13 protein-coding genes and 2 pseudogenes are annotated in these 14,716 nt (G+C 68.6%); 9 read left to right on the top strand and 6 right to left on the bottom strand.

What is annotated here, in order from left to right; all coding sequences use genetic code 11:
* Positions 1 to 216: 216 nt before the first annotated feature.
* The 3 genes from MU852_RS11235 (at position 217) to MU852_RS11245 (ending at position 3,471) form a co-directional block, all read left to right on the top strand.
* A complete protein-coding gene (locus MU852_RS11235) occupies positions 217 to 609 on the top strand; it encodes a hypothetical protein (RefSeq protein ID WP_249749651.1) in 393 nt (130 codons plus the stop codon).
* Positions 606 to 1,043, top strand: a complete 438-nt coding sequence (locus MU852_RS11240; protein WP_249749652.1) for a hypothetical protein — start codon at positions 606 to 608, stop codon at positions 1,041 to 1,043. Before MU852_RS11235 ends, MU852_RS11240 begins: the two co-directional genes overlap by 4 nt.
* Positions 1,044 to 1,128: 85 nt before the next feature.
* Positions 1,129 to 3,471, top strand: a complete 2,343-nt coding sequence (locus tag MU852_RS11245) for a secretin N-terminal domain-containing protein (protein WP_249749653.1) — start codon at positions 1,129 to 1,131, stop codon at positions 3,469 to 3,471.
* On the opposite strand, the gene MU852_RS11250 is transcribed toward MU852_RS11245, so the two are convergent.
* From MU852_RS11250 to MU852_RS11270, 5 genes are all read right to left on the bottom strand, one after another.
* Positions 3,468 to 3,908 carry a type IV pilus modification PilV family protein gene (locus tag MU852_RS11250; protein WP_249749654.1) on the bottom strand — a complete coding sequence of 147 codons (441 nt, stop codon included), beginning with the start codon at positions 3,906 to 3,908 and terminating at the stop codon, positions 3,468 to 3,470. The two genes, MU852_RS11245 and MU852_RS11250, sit on opposite strands and share 4 nt — an antisense overlap.
* Entirely contained in the window at positions 3,905 to 5,110 is a 1,206-nt protein-coding gene (locus MU852_RS11255) for a type II secretion system F family protein (protein ID WP_249749655.1), read from the bottom strand. Before MU852_RS11255 ends, MU852_RS11250 begins: the two co-directional genes overlap by 4 nt.
* 10 nt (positions 5,111 to 5,120) lie before the next feature.
* Positions 5,121 to 6,878 carry a GspE/PulE family protein gene (locus MU852_RS11260; RefSeq protein ID WP_249749656.1) on the bottom strand — a complete coding sequence of 586 codons (1,758 nt, stop codon included), beginning with the start codon at positions 6,876 to 6,878 and terminating at the stop codon, positions 5,121 to 5,123.
* A gap of 149 nt (positions 6,879 to 7,027) precedes the next feature.
* Complete coding sequence (locus MU852_RS11265) at positions 7,028 to 8,548, bottom strand: hypothetical protein (RefSeq protein WP_249749657.1); 1,521 nt, start codon at positions 8,546 to 8,548, stop codon at positions 7,028 to 7,030.
* 453 nt (positions 8,549 to 9,001) lie between these two features.
* The gene (locus MU852_RS11270; protein ID WP_249749658.1) at positions 9,002 to 10,108 is read right to left on the bottom strand and encodes a phytase; all 1,107 of its coding nucleotides are present in this window, start codon (positions 10,106 to 10,108) and stop codon (positions 9,002 to 9,004) included.
* 15 nt (positions 10,109 to 10,123) lie between these two features.
* On the opposite strand from MU852_RS11270, the gene MU852_RS11275 reads away from it, so the two are divergent.
* From MU852_RS11275 to lpdA, 6 genes and pseudogenes are all read left to right on the top strand, one after another.
* On the top strand, positions 10,124 to 10,321 hold the full coding sequence (locus MU852_RS11275) for a hypothetical protein (protein WP_249749659.1): 198 nt from the start codon (positions 10,124 to 10,126) through the stop codon (positions 10,319 to 10,321).
* Positions 10,322 to 10,357: 36 nt separating this feature from the next.
* Entirely contained in the window at positions 10,358 to 10,696 is a 339-nt protein-coding gene (locus MU852_RS11280; RefSeq protein ID WP_249749660.1) for a hypothetical protein, read from the top strand.
* A pseudogene (locus MU852_RS11285) lies at positions 10,696 to 10,773 on the top strand (hypothetical protein); the annotation flags it as partial. The gene MU852_RS11280 and the pseudogene MU852_RS11285, both read left to right, overlap by 1 nt.
* A 103-nt stretch (positions 10,774 to 10,876) precedes the next feature.
* Positions 10,877 to 11,599, top strand: a complete 723-nt coding sequence (locus tag MU852_RS11290) for a hypothetical protein (RefSeq protein ID WP_249749661.1) — start codon at positions 10,877 to 10,879, stop codon at positions 11,597 to 11,599.
* Positions 11,490 to 12,680, top strand: coding sequence for a TonB-dependent receptor plug domain-containing protein (locus MU852_RS11295; protein ID WP_249749662.1), 1,191 nt, complete (start codon positions 11,490 to 11,492; stop codon positions 12,678 to 12,680). Before MU852_RS11290 ends, MU852_RS11295 begins: the two co-directional genes overlap by 110 nt.
* 196 nt (positions 12,681 to 12,876) lie before the next feature.
* Positions 12,877 to 14,279, top strand: a pseudogene (lpdA, locus tag MU852_RS11300) (dihydrolipoyl dehydrogenase).
* A gap of 15 nt (positions 14,280 to 14,294) precedes the next feature.
* On the opposite strand, the gene MU852_RS11305 reads toward lpdA, so the two are convergent.
* Positions 14,295 to 14,690 carry a hypothetical protein gene (locus MU852_RS11305; RefSeq protein WP_249749663.1) on the bottom strand — a complete coding sequence of 132 codons (396 nt, stop codon included), beginning with the start codon at positions 14,688 to 14,690 and terminating at the stop codon, positions 14,295 to 14,297.
* Between the last annotated feature and the right edge of the window lie 26 nt (positions 14,691 to 14,716).

The raw sequence follows: 14,716 nt of genomic DNA on the forward strand, positions 1-14,716 counted from the left end.
CGCCCGCCTGAAGCGCACCACGCCCCGCGAACGGGTGCTGCTGGCGGTGCTGGTGCTGGGGGCGCTGGTCTATGCGCCGATCGCCGCCTCGGACTGGCGCGCCGCTCAGGAGACGCGGTATGTCGACGCGATGAGCGAGCGCTCCTCGGCGCGGCTCGCCGCCGCGGCCGCCCGACGATCGAGGCCGCCACCGCCGACCAGGCGGCGCTGGAGGACATGGAGACCTGGGGCTTCGAGGCCTCGAACGTGGCCGTCGCCCAGGTGCGGATCGAACAGCAGCTGGTCGAGGCCGCCACGCGCGCGGGCCTGACCAATCTGCGCGTCACCACCGACAGCGAGGTCGAGACGATCGGGCCGACCCAGTGGCTGGGCGCCGAGGTCCAGGCCAATCTGCTGTGGACGCCGACCTTCGCCTTCCTGGACGCCCTGGCCGCCTGGCCCGAGGGATTCCGCGTCACCGGCTTCCAGTACGAGATGCAGCCGCTGACGCCGCTGCAACAGGAGGCGGGCATGACCGCGCCGACCGGATCGGTGCGGATCGGCGTGGCCTTTCCGGTGATCCTGCCGCCGACGGCCGCGGCCCCGGCCGCCGCGGGAGCCGGGTCGTGACGCGCTGGTTGCCGTTGGTCCTGCCGGTGCTGATGGCCGCCGCCTTCCTGTGGGGCTGGCTGGCGCCCGGTCGTCCCGAAGAGCCGCCAGGCGTGACGCGCGGCGCCGGCGGCGGGGAGCTGGCGACGCTGCGGCCGGGCGAAAGCGCCGCCGCGGCCGTGCGGTTCCTGCGCACCCTGCGCTCCGACCCGTCGCCGCCGCCAGGACCTCCGCCCCCGCCGCCGCCGCCCCCTCCGCCGCCGCCGCCCCCGCCGCCCGATGTGGCCGTGGTGTTCAAGCAGGCGCTGGCCGGGATCGAGCGCGATCCGCAGTCCCTGACCTATGCCGCGCTTGTCCGCGATCCTGCGCGCCGGGGCCGCAAATACGCTCTATGCGGGTCGGAGACACGTTCGGGGAAGGCTGGCGGGTCAGTCAGATTACGGAATACGCCGTGACGCTGAGCAAGGGACGCGAGACGCGCGTCGTGCGCCTGTTCGGCTGAGGGGGAATGAAGTGGATAGAGGCATGAAGAAGGCGGGGATGCGGGCTCGGCGCGCGCTGCGATTGAAGGCGGCGGTTTGCCTGGCGCCGCTGGTGATGACCGCCGCCTGCGCCGCCTTTCCGACGATGACCACGTCGATCGAGCGGGGCGGGGACGGATCGCGGCTGGAAGCCGAGACCACGCTGCCTACGGTCGACGGCCCGGCCGGCTCCACGGCGACCGACCGCACCCCCGAACGGCTGAACGTCCCCGGCGCGGCGCGCCCGACCCGCACGCGCGAGCCGGCCACCGAGGCCCAGATCGCCGCCCTGGTGCCGGACGAGATGGTGGACGCCACCCTGGCGCCCCAGCCCATTCCCCAGTTCGCCGCCACGGTCTTCGGCGGCCTGCTGAACCTGCCCTATTCGCTGGCGGGAGACGTGGCTTCGCGCGGCGAGATCGTGGCGGGCGGCACGGGCGGCTCCATCTCCAAGCGCGCCCTGTTCCGGCTGACCCAGCAGGCGCTGAAGCAGTACGGCGTGGATGTCTATGTCGACGGCGCGGGGGTGACGATCGGCAACGCCGAGGCCTCGTCCATCGGCGCGACGGTGAACCGCAACCGCGACGTCCCCAACGCCAGCGGCCGCGTGGTGCAGTTCTTCGCCGTGCAGACCATCGAGGTGAACGCCCTGCAGTCGCTGCTGTCGGGCCTGTTCCCCAATCTGGGCGGAGCGCGCATCACCCCGGACCCGCTGACCAACAGCCTGCTGATCTCGGGCTCCGGGCGCGACGTGGCGCAGGTGGTGCGGGTGCTGCGCGAACTGGACCAGCCGCGCTTCGCCGGCGGCCAGGTGCTGCGCGTCGAGCCGGTCTATTGGCCCGCCGACCAGTTGGCCCAGTCGCTGGAACAGGTGCTGAAGACCGAAGGCTATGTCGTCAGCCTGCAGGCCCAGGCGGCGCGCGCCATCACCATCCTGCCCTTCCCGCAGGCCAATCAGATCCTGATCTTCACCCGCGAGCCCGAGGCGCTGGACCGCGTCAACTACTGGGTCGGGCAACTGGACCGGCCGGCGGCGCTGGGCGACAAGGCCACGACCTTCGTCTATCAGGTGCGCAACACCGATGCGACGTCGTTGGGCGAACTGGCCATGGGCCAGACGCCGACGACCAACCAGGTCCAGACCCCGGTGGGCGTCCCCGGCGCGGTGCCCGCGCAGACGCCGACCGTCAGCCTGAGCGACGACGGGGGCCAGAGCTCCAGCCGGTCGCAGCGCAGCCGGAGCGGCGGCGGCTCGGGCCAGTTCATGAACGGCCGGCTGCTGACCGACCCGATCGGCAACCGCATCCTGTTCACCGGAACCGCGACCGAATACGCCCAGCTTCGCAACCTGCTGACCACGCTGGACATTCCCGCGCCGCAGGTGGTGATCGAGGTGATGATCGCCGAGGTGACGCTGACGGATTCGACCGATATCGGCGTCAGCCTGTTCGGACGGGAACAGCGCGGCGATGGCTTGCTGACGGGGTCGACCGAGGGATTGTCGCTGGGCAGCGGCGCGGGCGTCTTCTCTTTCACTGGCCCGGACTATCGCGTGCGGCTTGTGGCCAATGCGACCAACGACCGGGTCAACATCCTGCAGCGGCCGCAGCTGGTGACGCGCAGCGGCGGCGTCGCGCGGTTCCAGGTCGGCACGGACGTTCCCATCATCACGTCCCAGCGGGCGTCGGACAACACCAGCAACGGCGACACCGACATCCTGCAGAGCGTCCAGTATCGCCAGACCGGCACGATCCTGGAGATCGAGCCCGTCGTCTATGGCGACCGCGTCGACATCACCATCAGCCAGGAGCTGTCGTCCGCCGGCGCTTCGCCGCCCGGAATCGCCAGCCCGACCATTCTGAACCGCAGCCTGACCACGCAGATCGCCATCAAGGACGGCTGGACCGGCGTTCTGGGCGGCCTGATCGACAATCAGTATTCGAAGGTGAACACCGGGATTCCCTTCCTGAAGGACATTCCCATCGTCGGGTCGGCCTTCCAGTCGAACACGGTGGAAGGCGGGCGAACCGAGCTGTTGCTGCTGATCACCCCCTATATCGTGCGCGGGGACGAGGACATGGCCGACTTCGCCGACCAGTACGCCAACAACATGAACGCCGCCTTCCGCACGGGACGCGGCTGGTCCTATACGCTAACGCCGTGGTCGGTCGGGACGTCCCGTTTCCGGGGCATCGGCTTCGACCTGCCCAGTCCGCTGCCGGCGTCCGAGACGCCGCCGCTGATCCCGCGCCGGGGCCGCCCTGGGATCCCGCAAGACATCGACGGCGCGCTGGAGGCGGCGCCGGCCGCGGATGCGCCGACCGAACCGACCGTCACGATCGAGCCGACGCCGACCCCCTAGCCGAAAGGGTCGGCCAGGGGGTCGGCCCCGCCCAGGCGGCGCCAGCCCATCCGCTCGAAGGTCAGAGGCGGGGGCGGGCGGCCCTCGCGGCGGTCGATGGTCACTTCCACTGTGAAGCGCTGGACCTCGAAGGCGCCGTTGCCGCTGGGAAAGCCGGCGTTGACGATGGGGCGGCCGATCGGCGTGGAGCTCCACTGGATCACGTCGCCCTCGGGTATTGCGATCTCTCCTTCCGGATCGCTCATCGGATTCAGTTCGCGCAGCAGGGCGATGGCGTTCTCCTGGGCCGTGACCTGGGCCATGGCCTCGACCGCGCGCTGCTGGCCGCGCGCCATCTGGATCTGAAGCTGGAAGATGGCCGTCAGGGTCATGGCCGCGATGGCCAGGGCGACCAGGGCCTCGATCAGGCTGAAGCCCGCGCGGCGCCGCTTCGTCACACCACGCCCTCGTAGACGCTGGACAGGGCCAGGACCAGCGACAGGGCCACGAAGCCGACGATCAGCGAGATCACGGCGATGGCGATCGGCTCCAGCAGCGAGGTCATGCGCTTCATGCTGTCCTTGAGCCGGTTCTCGTAGTTGTCGGCCATGAAGCCGAACATGGCGCCGACCGCGCCCGAGCGCTGGCCCGCGCGCAGCAGCGACAGGTCCATCGCCTCCAGCTTGGTGTGCGCCGCCAGCGACGCGTCCAGCGTCATGCCCGCCTTGAGGTCGCTCTCCAGCCGGTTCAGGCCCTGGCGGAAGGGACCGATGGGCACGGCGGCGCGGGCCAGGCCCACGGCCGACAGGATGGGCACCCCGTTGTTCAGCGCAAAGGCCGTCAGCCGGGCCCAGGACGACACCTCGCGCGCTTGGAGCACATTGCCCACGACCGGCAGGCCGTGCGCCACGGTGTAGGCGCGCGCGCGAATCTCCGGGTTGGTGACGATGAAGGCCACGGCGGCGGCCAGCACGCCCAGGATGATCAGGACCAGGGCCGAGTTGGCGTTGGCGAACTCCCCCGCCGCCAGGACCCAGCGCGACATGGCCGGCACGTTGGAGCGGTCGTCGCCGATCATGGCCCCGAAGCGCGGCACGACCTGGGTGAAAATGAAGGCGATGGCGGCCACCCCGGCGCTGAGCAGGAAGGCCGGATAGGTCATGGCGTTGCCGAACTCCTTTCGGAGCCGATCCTCGTAGGCCATCTGCTCGGCCGCCTGTTTCAGCACCTCGGCGATGCGGCCCGAGGCCTCGCCCACGCGGGCCATGGCGTAGAGGTAGTCGGGAAAGCCGGGGACGTTGTCCTCCAGCGCCTGGCCCAGTGAATCGCCCCGGCGCAGAGCGGCGATGGCGGCCTGGAACTGCTGGCGGCCCTTTCGCGCCTGCATCCCCTGCGCGACCGTGTCCAGCGCCTCCAGCAGGGAGACGCCGGCCTCCAGCATCAGGCCCAGTTGGCGCAGGATCAGCACCCGCTCGGCCGGCTTCAGATTGCGGTTGGCCCCGTCGGCGCGGGCGGCGGCGGCCGGGGCGATCTTCAGCACCGTCAGGCCGTCCGACGACAGGCGGCGCACGGCGGCCGCCTCGGTGCCGGCGCTGATCACGCCCTTGACGATCTGTCCGTCCCGCTGGGCGGCCTGGTACTGGAAGGCGAGGTCGGTCATCGCGGGCGGGTCAGACCGTCTCGACGCCCGCGTCGCCGCCGGCGATGCGGTGGATTTCGCTGAGGGCGGTCTCGCCGCGCCGGGCCTTCAGATAACCGTCGTCGACGAAGCTGAGAAAGCCGTCGCCGCGCGCCGTGGCGGTCAGCCGGTCCTCGTCGGCGCTGTCGCGCAGGCCGGCGATCAGGGCGTGGGACATGGGGGCGATCTCATAGACGCCGACCCGGCCGCGAGAGCCGCTCTGGCCGCATTTGGAACAGCCGACGGGCTCGCGCCAGGCGGCGGGTTCGCGCTCGGCCAGGGGGCGCAGGTGGGCGGGCAGCGACCGTTCGTGAACGGCGGCCTCCTCGGGCGTCGAGGGCCGGGCGCAGTCGCACAGGCGACGCACCAGCCGCTGACCCGCCACGCCGCGCAGCACGTCGGCCAGCAGATAGTCCTCGATGCCCAGGTCCAGCAGGCGCGGGATGGCGGCCAGGGCGGTGTTGGTGTGGACGGTGGAGATGACCAGGTGGCCGGTCAGGGCGGCCTGGACGGCGATGCGAGCCGTCTCCGGGTCGCGGATTTCGCCGACCATGATGACATCGGGGTCCTGGCGCAGGATGGAGCGCAGACCGGCGGCGAAGGTCAGGCCGATCTCGGCGCGGACGCGAACCTGGATGACGCCCGGCAGGTCCAGCTCGACCGGGTCCTCGACCGTGATGATCTTGCGCTCGCCGTCGTTCAGGTGACTGAGCAGGCGATAGATGGTGGTGGTCTTGCCCGAGCCGGTGGGGCCGGTGATCAGGAAGACGCCGTTGGGATATTCCGACAGGGTCAGGAAGGTGCGTTCCTGCGCCGGGCTGACGCCCAGTTCGGACAGTTCGGGCAGGCGGCTGGTCTTGCCCAGCAGGCGCAGCACGATCGATTCGCCCCAAGAGCAGGGCAGGGTGGAGACGCGCAGGTCGATCTCTTGGCCCGAGACGCGGATCGACTGGCGGCCGTCCTGCGGCAGGCGGCGCTCGCCGATGTCCATGCCGCTGAGCAGCTTGATGCGCGAGGCCACGGCCTCGAAATTGGCGCGCGGCGCGGCGCGGGCGGTGGAGAGGACGCCGTCGATGCGCATCCGCACCAGGAACCGGTCCTCGTACGGCTCGACGTGGACATCGGAGGCGCGGCGCGTCAGGGCCTCGGCGAAGACGCTGTTGACGAAGTCGATTGTGGGGGCCTCCTGCGCCAGTTCGCGCAGGCGGGCGGCGTCGGCGCCGGCGCCGCTCATCAGGTCCAGCGCCGGGCCGGCGTCGGCGTGCAGATCCTGGGTGAGGGCCTCGATCAGGGAGCGCTGGGCCAGCAGGAAGTCGATCGGGTCGTCCGAAACCTGGGCGATGCGCTCGGCCAGCTGGGGATCCAGCGGCTGGACGCCGGCCAGGCGGATGTGGCCGGTCTCGTCGTCGCGCCAGGCGACGGCCTCGGCCTCGGCCCACCAGGTCAGGGGCGAACGGATTTCGGCCAGGAAGCCGGCGACCTGGTCGGGGCGGGGGCCGTCCTCGGCCAGCAGGATCGGCAGGTCCAGCTGTTCGGACACGACCTCCAGCAGCTGGGCTTCGGAAATGGCGCCCAGGCGCACCAGGTTCAGGCCCAGCAGACCGCCGTTCTGCTGTTGCAGGGTCAGGCCGTTCGTCAGGTCGGCGGGACGGATCAGGCCGCGCTCGACCAGCAGTTCGCCCAGCCGGCGCCGGTCGGGCGCGGGCCGGGCGGGAAAGCGGATGGCGACGGTTTCGACGGTGTCGGTCAAGGCGGACTGCGCGGGCAAGGAAAGGACCCGGCGTTGATAGCCGGTTTTCCCGCCGCGATCACGCGCCGCGTGGCGTGACGGGCGACGCGCAAAAGAAAAGGGAGGGCCGAAGCCCTCCCTTCCCAAAATCCCGAAGGATTTTTTGTCGACTACTCGACGTCAGCCGAGTCGGCCGGCGTTTGCTCGGAAGCGACCGTGCCGTTCGACAGCTCGGTGATGCCGCCGTTGGCCGTCTGCAGGTAGCGACGAGCCGTGATGTTGGCCGGCGGAGCTTCGACGCTGATGCGAACGTCGCCGCGGCCGAAGGCGCCCAGGGCGGCGGTCAGCGACGCGGTGCTGATGCGCACTTCGCCGTTGGCCGGGATGTTCGGAGCGATCTGCACCGGAGCGCGCGAGACCGAACCAGTTTGGTTCAGCACTTCGGCGTAGACCGGGCCGGTCGCAGCCGTGCCGGTGTTGCCCAGACGGATGCGGTTGGTGGTGCCGCTTTGGCCCGAGACGGTTTCGTCGTTCAGCCACGGGAAGACGACGTTGGTGCCGTCACGACCGATACGTTCCAGGTCGCCCTGGGCCGTTTCGTTCTCGACGTAGAAGGTCGGGTTCAGCTGGTACGTAACCGTCGAACGGTAATCCGAGGTCGGAATGGCCACGGCCGTGGTTTCACGGGTCACAATGAAGGCGTCCGGAGCGGCGACGGTGGTGCCGGTTTCAACCAGCGTGCCCAGCAGAGCCGAACCGCCAGCAGCCGTATGGGTGACTTGGGTCGCAGCGGTGTTGAAGGTGCCAGCCGCACCGCCCAACGTGGCGCTACCGCCCGTGCCGTTGAAGGCCGAGAAGTTGCCGACAGTCACGATGCTGGCGCTTTGGACGTCAGCGACATCGACCAGGTTCTTGGCGAGATCGCGGTAAGCAGTGGTGTCCACAGCGATGCCGATCGTACCGAGCTGACCAACGGTGGCCGTTTCGGTAGCATTGGCGTGGCCCGGAGTACCGACCTTGAAGGTCGTATAGACCGGGGTCACCGTCAGGGTAGCGTAGGTGTCGTCCAGAGCGCCTTGGCCGATCACACCGTTGATGAACGCGTTAAAGGCGCTCGGACGGGTGACGATGGCCAGCTGCTCTTGGTTCGGAGCGGTGGTCGTGTTGGTGCCGTCCGGGTCGATCGGGCTGCCCGCTTCGGTGGTCAGCGTGGTAGTCACAACGGTCGAGCCAGTCGCGCCCGGGGTGACCGGCAGATCGAGGTTAGCGATGTTGCAGCCGGCGCCGGCCGACGAAACCAGGAAGCGAGCCGTGGTCGAACCCGAAGCACCGCCCGAGGACAGAACCACGGTGCAGCCCGGGGCGGCGACCGTTGCCGACGTCAGGCCCGAAGCGAACGAACCGTTGTTCAGGTCGATCTGGATGAAGTTGTTACCCGAGGGGAAGGTGCTGCCAGCGGACAGCGTCGCCGCCAGTTCGAAGATCGCGGAGGTCGGCGTGGTGACAGTCGATTCGACCGCCAACTTGTACGGCAACGTCGCACCGCCGGTGCCGCCGGTGGCACCACCCGGCGCGCTACCGTTGATGTTGGGCGAAGCCGCAGTCCGGTAGGTCAGGGTGTGAGCGCTGGCAGCGCCCGCGAAGGCCATAGCGGACAGAGCCGCCGCAGCCAGAAGGATGTTCTTGGTCATAAGGATATGGTCCCCTCAGAGAAGCCTTGGTGTGTGGACGAAGCCAACTTTAGACGCCTTCCGGCCACAGTCCTGAACTCGATTGAGTCGGAGGCTGCGTCCACGGCACCCGCCTTGTATCCCGCGCCAATCCGGGGCGTCAAGCCGGTTGTGGCCAAAATCGTGGCGCGGTTGAGTATTCGAAAAACCGATTGAATTCCGCGATGTGGGAAGGGGAAATTGGTCTTCCCGGTGTTCGCCGAATGTGGCTCGGGCGCCGCAGTCGGGGCGCTAATGCGAGACTTTCGCGGGCTTTCAGAAGTGGAATCATGTCCAAAATGACCGAAACCTTAAGGCCAAGGTCATTTTTCTATCAAGATTTCACGGTTCGACTTGTCATGTTTGAGATGACGCGGGTCAGTCGAAACTAGCCGCCACAGCAACGCGCAACAGGCCCGCGCGTTGCACGTCGTTTCAAAGACCCAGCGCTTCCCGTATCGCGCGCCAGTCGACGTACTTGAAGTTCTGGGTGCCGACGTCGTTGACGTCGTCCTGGATGACCACCAGGCCCTCGGGGAAGGGGCCGACCGGACCGCCCAGGGCGGCCAGGCCGTCGGTTCCCGTCACCCCGTCGACGGCGCCGTCGACCACCACGAACCGACCCTTGTAGTCCGGCGCCGCGCCGTCGATACGCCAGACGGGGAAGGTGGAATCGCCCTGGCTGGAGCCGATCAGATAGCGGGCCGGGCCGTCCGCGAGCGTGGTCAGCCCCTCGGCGTCGGCGACCAGAACGCCGGGCGCGACCGGCTGGACCAGGGTGCGGGCCGCGCCCGACGCGGGGTCCAGCCCATAGCGCCACAGGCCGACGTTCTCCTCGTTGACATAGAGGGCGTCGGTCCCCTCGTCGGCGGCGCAGCCTTCGGAGATCGAACCGATCTCGGCGCGGCGGACCTCGCGCGCCACGGGCGCGCCCGACGCGTCGGCGGTCAGGACGAATTGGCGCAGCTCGCCCTCATGGCCGACCAGGACGGCGTGGACCTCGTCGCCGCGCCTGCCGAAGCAGAAGCCGTAGGGCTCGACCACGTCGGTCGCGATGGAGCCCCAGTAGCGCACCCCGTTGTCGCCGGTCCCCGCCGGGTCGAACAGATAGAGGGCGACGCCGGTCTTGCCGGGCGTACGGTCGCTGGCGCCCAGAACCAGCTGGGGCCGACCGGCGACGCTGAGGCCCTCGACCACGTCGACGTTGTTCAACAGGCCCTCGGGCATGAACTGCAGCACCTGGCCGTCGAAGCCGTAGATATAGAGACCGGACTTCTTGTCGGTGCCGGCCACGAAGCCGGAGGTCTGCCGGCCCATGACCGTGACGGGCGTGGCGGAGGCCCAGATCGCGGGGTCGTCGGCGGCGTCGTCGCCCACCGTGCCGACCGACGGCGTCTCCAGCACCGCCATGACCGGCGCGCCTTGGCCGACGAAGCCGGCGCCCTCGCCCTGAAAGTCCACCTCATGCGTGGCGCAGGCCGCCAGCAGGGAGAGGACGGAGGCGGCGGCCGCCAGGCGGACGGCGGAACGAACGGTCGGCATGACGAACCCCGGCATATGAATGTCGGCGTCCTGATCATCGTCGCGGGCGGCCAGGTCAACGGCGCAATGGTGACGGTTGATGCGCAGTTCGATGACAATAAATCAGTTTCCAGCACAATTGTCTTTCGACGGTCTGAAATTGGAGAAATCGGCGTCGCCAAACCGTCGCCAAGGCGTCGCCGGGGCAAGCTAAGCGGGCCGCCCATCGGCTGATGGCGAAATGTCGCCGGCCTTTGGGGATCAATCGAAATGAAGCTCAACCTGCTGATGGGCGCGGCCCTGGCTCCTCTGGTGCTGGCGGCGCCCGCCATGGCCGCCGGCGCCGACGCGACGGTCGCCCAACCCGCTGACGCCGGTCCCGTGACCTCGCTCGAGGAAGTGGTGGTCACCGGCGAGCCGGCGATGCGCAACCGCACCGACGACGTGGTGCCGACCCTGTCCTACGATCTGGATTACTTCCAGCGTTTCGAGCCCCTGACCGCAGGCGACGCCCTGAAGCGCGTCCCCTCGGTGACCTTCCTGTCAGACGTGCTGGAATCGGACGGCGTGCGCATCGCGGTCTGGATTCGGCCTACACCCAGATCCTGATCAACGGCGAGCGCGTTCCGGGCGCGAACCTGGACCGCTCCTTCTTCGTGGACCGCATCCCCGCCGAACTGATCGAGCGGGTCGAGGTCGTCCGGTCGTCCTCGGCCAATCGCTCGGGCGACGCGGTCGCCGGCGCCATCAACATCGTGCTGCGTGACGCCATGTCGCTGGACGGCGGTTATGTCCGCCTCGGCGCCCTGCATTGGGACGACAGCGAGTACGGCCAGTGGGGCGGCACCTACGGCGCCGTCTGGGGCGCAGGTCGGCCCGGGCCGCCTGCTGATCGGCGGCAATATCCAGGACCGCCGCAATCCGAAGCAGAAGAAGAGCTGGCGCTACGACGAGCCGGGCGCGGAGCTGAACGACACCGAAATCCAGAGCGATGTCCGCGACGGCACCGACTATTCGGCCAACCTGTCCTACGAAGTTCCGGTCGCCGGCGGCGATCTGCAGTTGAGCGGCGTCTTCGTCCGCACCGATCGCGTCCAGGACGAAAATTCCCTGGAATACAACGAGGGGATCGAGGACGCGGACAACCTGGCCAAGGTCAACGCCAATCCCCTCGACATCCTGACCGACAACTGGTCGGTCAACGGTCGCTACGAGCGCGAGATGCTGGGCGGCGAGACGACCTTCAAGCTGGGCTACGCCACGATCGACGACGAGCAGTTCGAGCAGGAAGAGGAACTGGACGTCGAAGACCAGGTGATCGAGGGCGCGCGCACCCGCACCAACGTCAAGGACGAGGAGATCCAGCGCCGCGATCGAGCACAAGATCGAGCTGAGCGGCGGCATGGAGCTGGAGTTCGGCGTCCAGTATTCGAAGAAGGACCGCGACACCTCGGTGTTCGAGGCCGAGGCCGAGGTCGAGGACGAGCCGGCTTTCCGCGCCCTGCTGGATAGCGAGTACGAGGACTTCGAACCTGTCGACGGCGGCTTGAATACGATCGAGGAAACCCGGATCGACCCCTACATCATGCTGTCGGGCGAGAACGGGCCGGCGAAGTGGGAAGCCGGTCTGCGCTACGAAACGACCGATTTCTCCATCACCGACGAGACCGCCGACGCCGACGCGCGCACCAACGACAAGGACTATGGCATCCTGCTGCCGTCCGCGAGCGTCCGCTGGGCCCTCTCCGACAGCGACCGGATCACGGCCTCGGTAGCGCGCACCGTCCGCCGCCCGAACTTCGACTATCTGTCGCCCGCCCTGCTGGGCGGCGAATACGGCGACAACGACTTCATCGGCAATCCTGACCTGGAGCCGGAAACGGCCTGGGGCGCCGACCTGGGCTTCGAGCGTCGCCTGGGCCGCCGTGGCGTGTTCGGCGTCAACGTCTTCTACCGCGACATCACCGACCTGATCGAACTGACCAACACCGGCGAATATTCGGAAACGGCGCTGGAAGATTATGAGGACGCCATCGACGACGGCGCCACGCCGGAGGAAGCCGCCGAAGAGCTGGTTTCTTACGTCCTGACGGCCGAGAACATCGGTGACGGCCAGGTCTGGGGCGTCGAGTTCGACCTGTCGACGCCGCTGGACTTCATCGGCATGGAGCACACCGGGGTGTTCCTGAACTACTCGTGGCTGGATAGCTCGGTGGATGACGCCTTCGGCGAGCGCCGCTTCAACTCGCAGTCGGACTATGTGTTCAACGTCGGCTTCACCCAGGACATTCCGTCCTGGGGCGCGGCCTTCGGCGCCACCTACCGCAAGCAGGGCGACGCGGAGGGCCGGATCATCGGCGAGGAAGTCGTCACCCAGTACGGCGGCGACCTGGAAATCTTCATCGAGAAGCAGGTGGCCTCGAACGTGGTGCTGCGCTTCACCGGTTCCAACCTGCTGGACTCGTCGAAGGACGAGACCTTCAACAAGTTCAACACGATCCAGGACCAGATCGACCGCGATTTCGACGAATACGAAATCGAGACCGAAACGGCCGGCCCGTGGTTCCAGCTTGTCGCCCGGATGGCGTTCTAAGCCTGCATAAGTCCAGAGCTGGAAGGGGGCCGGGCGGCGACGTCCGGCCCCTTTTCGTCGTCTGCGACCCTCCAAAGGTCGAGATCGGGCCCCATATGGGGGCGGGGCGGTTGACCCCGGCGGGGCGTCTGCCTACAGCCCCGCATAGTCTGTATTTGCGCGTCGTCTCCCCCGCGCCGAACGATCAGAGGACACCATGGCCGAAGCTTCCTACGACGTCGTCATCATCGGGGGCGGCCCGGGCGGCTACAACGCCGCGATCCGCGCCGGTCAACTGGGCCTGAAGGTCGCCTGCGTCGAAATGCGCGAGACCCTGGGCGGCACCTGCCTGAACGTCGGCTGCATGCCGTCCAAGGCCCTGCTGCACGCCTCGGAGCTGTGGGACGCCGCCAACGGCGAGTTCGCCAAGATCGGCATCGAGGTGAAGCCCAAGCTGAACCTGCCCCAGATGCATAAGGCCAAGGACGACAGCGTCGGCCAGCTGACCAAGGGCATCGAATTCCTGTTCAAGAAGAACAAGGTCGAGTGGCTCAAGGGCAGGGGCAAGATCGTCTCAAAGGGCAAGGTCGAGGTCACCGCCGCCGATGGATCGGTCCAGACCGTCGAGGCCAGGAACATCGTCATCGCCACCGGCTCGGAGCCGACCCCGCTGCCGGGCGTCGGCTTCGAGGAGGGCAAGGTGATCGATTCCACCGGCGCCCTGTTCCTGCCGGCCGTGCCCAAGAAGCTGATCGTGGTCGGCGCCGGCATCATCGGCCTGGAGCTGGGCTCGGTCTGGCGCCGCCTGGGCGCCGAGGTGACGGTGGTGGAGTTCCTGGACCGCATCACGCCGGGCATGGACACCGAGGTCGCCACGACCTTCCAGCGCACCCTGACCAAGCAGGGCATGACCTTCAAACTGGGCGCCAAGGTCACGGCCGCCGCGTCGGGCCGGGACGGGGTGGAGCTGACGGTCGAGCCGGCCGCCGGCGGGGCCGCCGAGCCGATCAAGGGCGACGTCGTCCTGGTCGCCATCGGCCGGCGTCCGTACACGGACGGCCTGGGGCTTGAGAGCATCGGCGTGACGCCGGACAAGCGCGGTTTCATCGATCACGACCACTTCAAGGTCGCGGACGGCGTCTGGGTGATCGGCGACGTGACCCACGGCCCGATGCTGGCGCACAAGGCGGAAGAGGACGCGGTGGCGGTGATCGACACCATCGCCGGCAAGTACGGACACGTCGACTACGCCCTGGTTCCCAGCGTGGTCTATACGGCGCCTGAAGTCGCCTGGGGCCAGGCCAGACCGAGGACCAGCTGAAGGCCGCCGGCGTTCAGTACAAGAAGGGCAAGTTCCCCTTCACCGCCAACAGCCGCGCCAAGATCAACCACGAGACCGACGGCTTCGTGAAGGTGCTGGCCGACGCCGCGACCGACAAGGTGCTGGGCGTGCACATCATCGGCCCGCAGGCCGGCGAGATGATCCACGAGGCCGCCATCACCATGAGCTTCGGCGGCGCCTCGGAAGACATCGCGCGCACCTGCCACGCCCACCCGACGCGTTCGGAAGCTGTCCGTCAGGCGGCCATGGATGTCGAAGGCTGGATGATGCAGGCCTGACGGGCGTCGGCCGCTCTAGCTGAGAACACCCAGCAACGGCAGGCACAGCACGCCCGCCGTCACCATGGTGTAGGCCGCGAAGGCGTCGACCGACAGTCGACGCCCGCGTCGCGCCACGGGCTTGCGCGCGCGGGTTTCGGCGGTCGGCCACAGCAGATAGGCGGCCTGGATCGACCAGCCCGCCAGGAAGGCCACGACCGCCAGCGCGCTGAGCAGCGCCAGCGCCAAGCCGGACAGCAGCACGAACAGGCCGCCCAGGGCGATCACCAGATCGGCCGCCCGCTCCCGCGGGCTGGGCGCCAGGAAGCCCGGCAGGGCGGCCTGGACGCGCCAGTTCGCCCACGCCTGATGCAGCAGCATCAGGCCCCCCAGGCCGTAGAACACCCCGATCGCGCGCGCCGCCCACTCCATGGCGAGAATATGGCCACGGAAATTAT

The organism is Brevundimonas albigilva, from assembly GCF_023503965.1.
Taxonomy (GTDB): Bacteria; Pseudomonadota; Alphaproteobacteria; order Caulobacterales; family Caulobacteraceae; genus Brevundimonas; species Brevundimonas albigilva.

What these genes read in the sequence shown, in the direction of transcription:
- MU852_RS11235 (WP_249749651.1), top strand. Translation starts at nt 217, where the DNA reads ATGGAGACCTGGGGCTTCGAGGCCTCGAACGTGGCCGTCGCCCAGGTG.
- MU852_RS11245 (WP_249749653.1), top strand. Translation starts at nt 1,129, where the DNA reads ATGCGGGCTCGGCGCGCGCTGCGATTGAAGGCGGCGGTTTGCCTGGCG.
- MU852_RS11255 (WP_249749655.1), bottom strand. Translation starts at nt 5,110, where the DNA reads ATGACCGACCTCGCCTTCCAGTACCAGGCCGCCCAGCGGGACGGACAG.
- MU852_RS11265 (WP_249749657.1), bottom strand. Translation starts at nt 8,548, where the DNA reads ATGACCAAGAACATCCTTCTGGCTGCGGCGGCTCTGTCCGCTATGGCC.
- MU852_RS11270 (WP_249749658.1), bottom strand. Translation starts at nt 10,108, where the DNA reads ATGCCGACCGTTCGTTCCGCCGTCCGCCTGGCGGCCGCCGCCTCCGTC.
- MU852_RS11275 (WP_249749659.1), top strand. Translation starts at nt 10,124, where the DNA reads ATGAATGTCGGCGTCCTGATCATCGTCGCGGGCGGCCAGGTCAACGGC.
- MU852_RS11280 (WP_249749660.1), top strand. Translation starts at nt 10,358, where the DNA reads ATGAAGCTCAACCTGCTGATGGGCGCGGCCCTGGCTCCTCTGGTGCTG.
- MU852_RS11290 (WP_249749661.1), top strand. Translation starts at nt 10,877, where the DNA reads ATGTCCGCCTCGGCGCCCTGCATTGGGACGACAGCGAGTACGGCCAGT.
- MU852_RS11295 (WP_249749662.1), top strand. Translation starts at nt 11,490, where the DNA reads ATGGAGCTGGAGTTCGGCGTCCAGTATTCGAAGAAGGACCGCGACACC.
- MU852_RS11305 (WP_249749663.1), bottom strand. Translation starts at nt 14,690, where the DNA reads ATGGAGTGGGCGGCGCGCGCGATCGGGGTGTTCTACGGCCTGGGGGGC.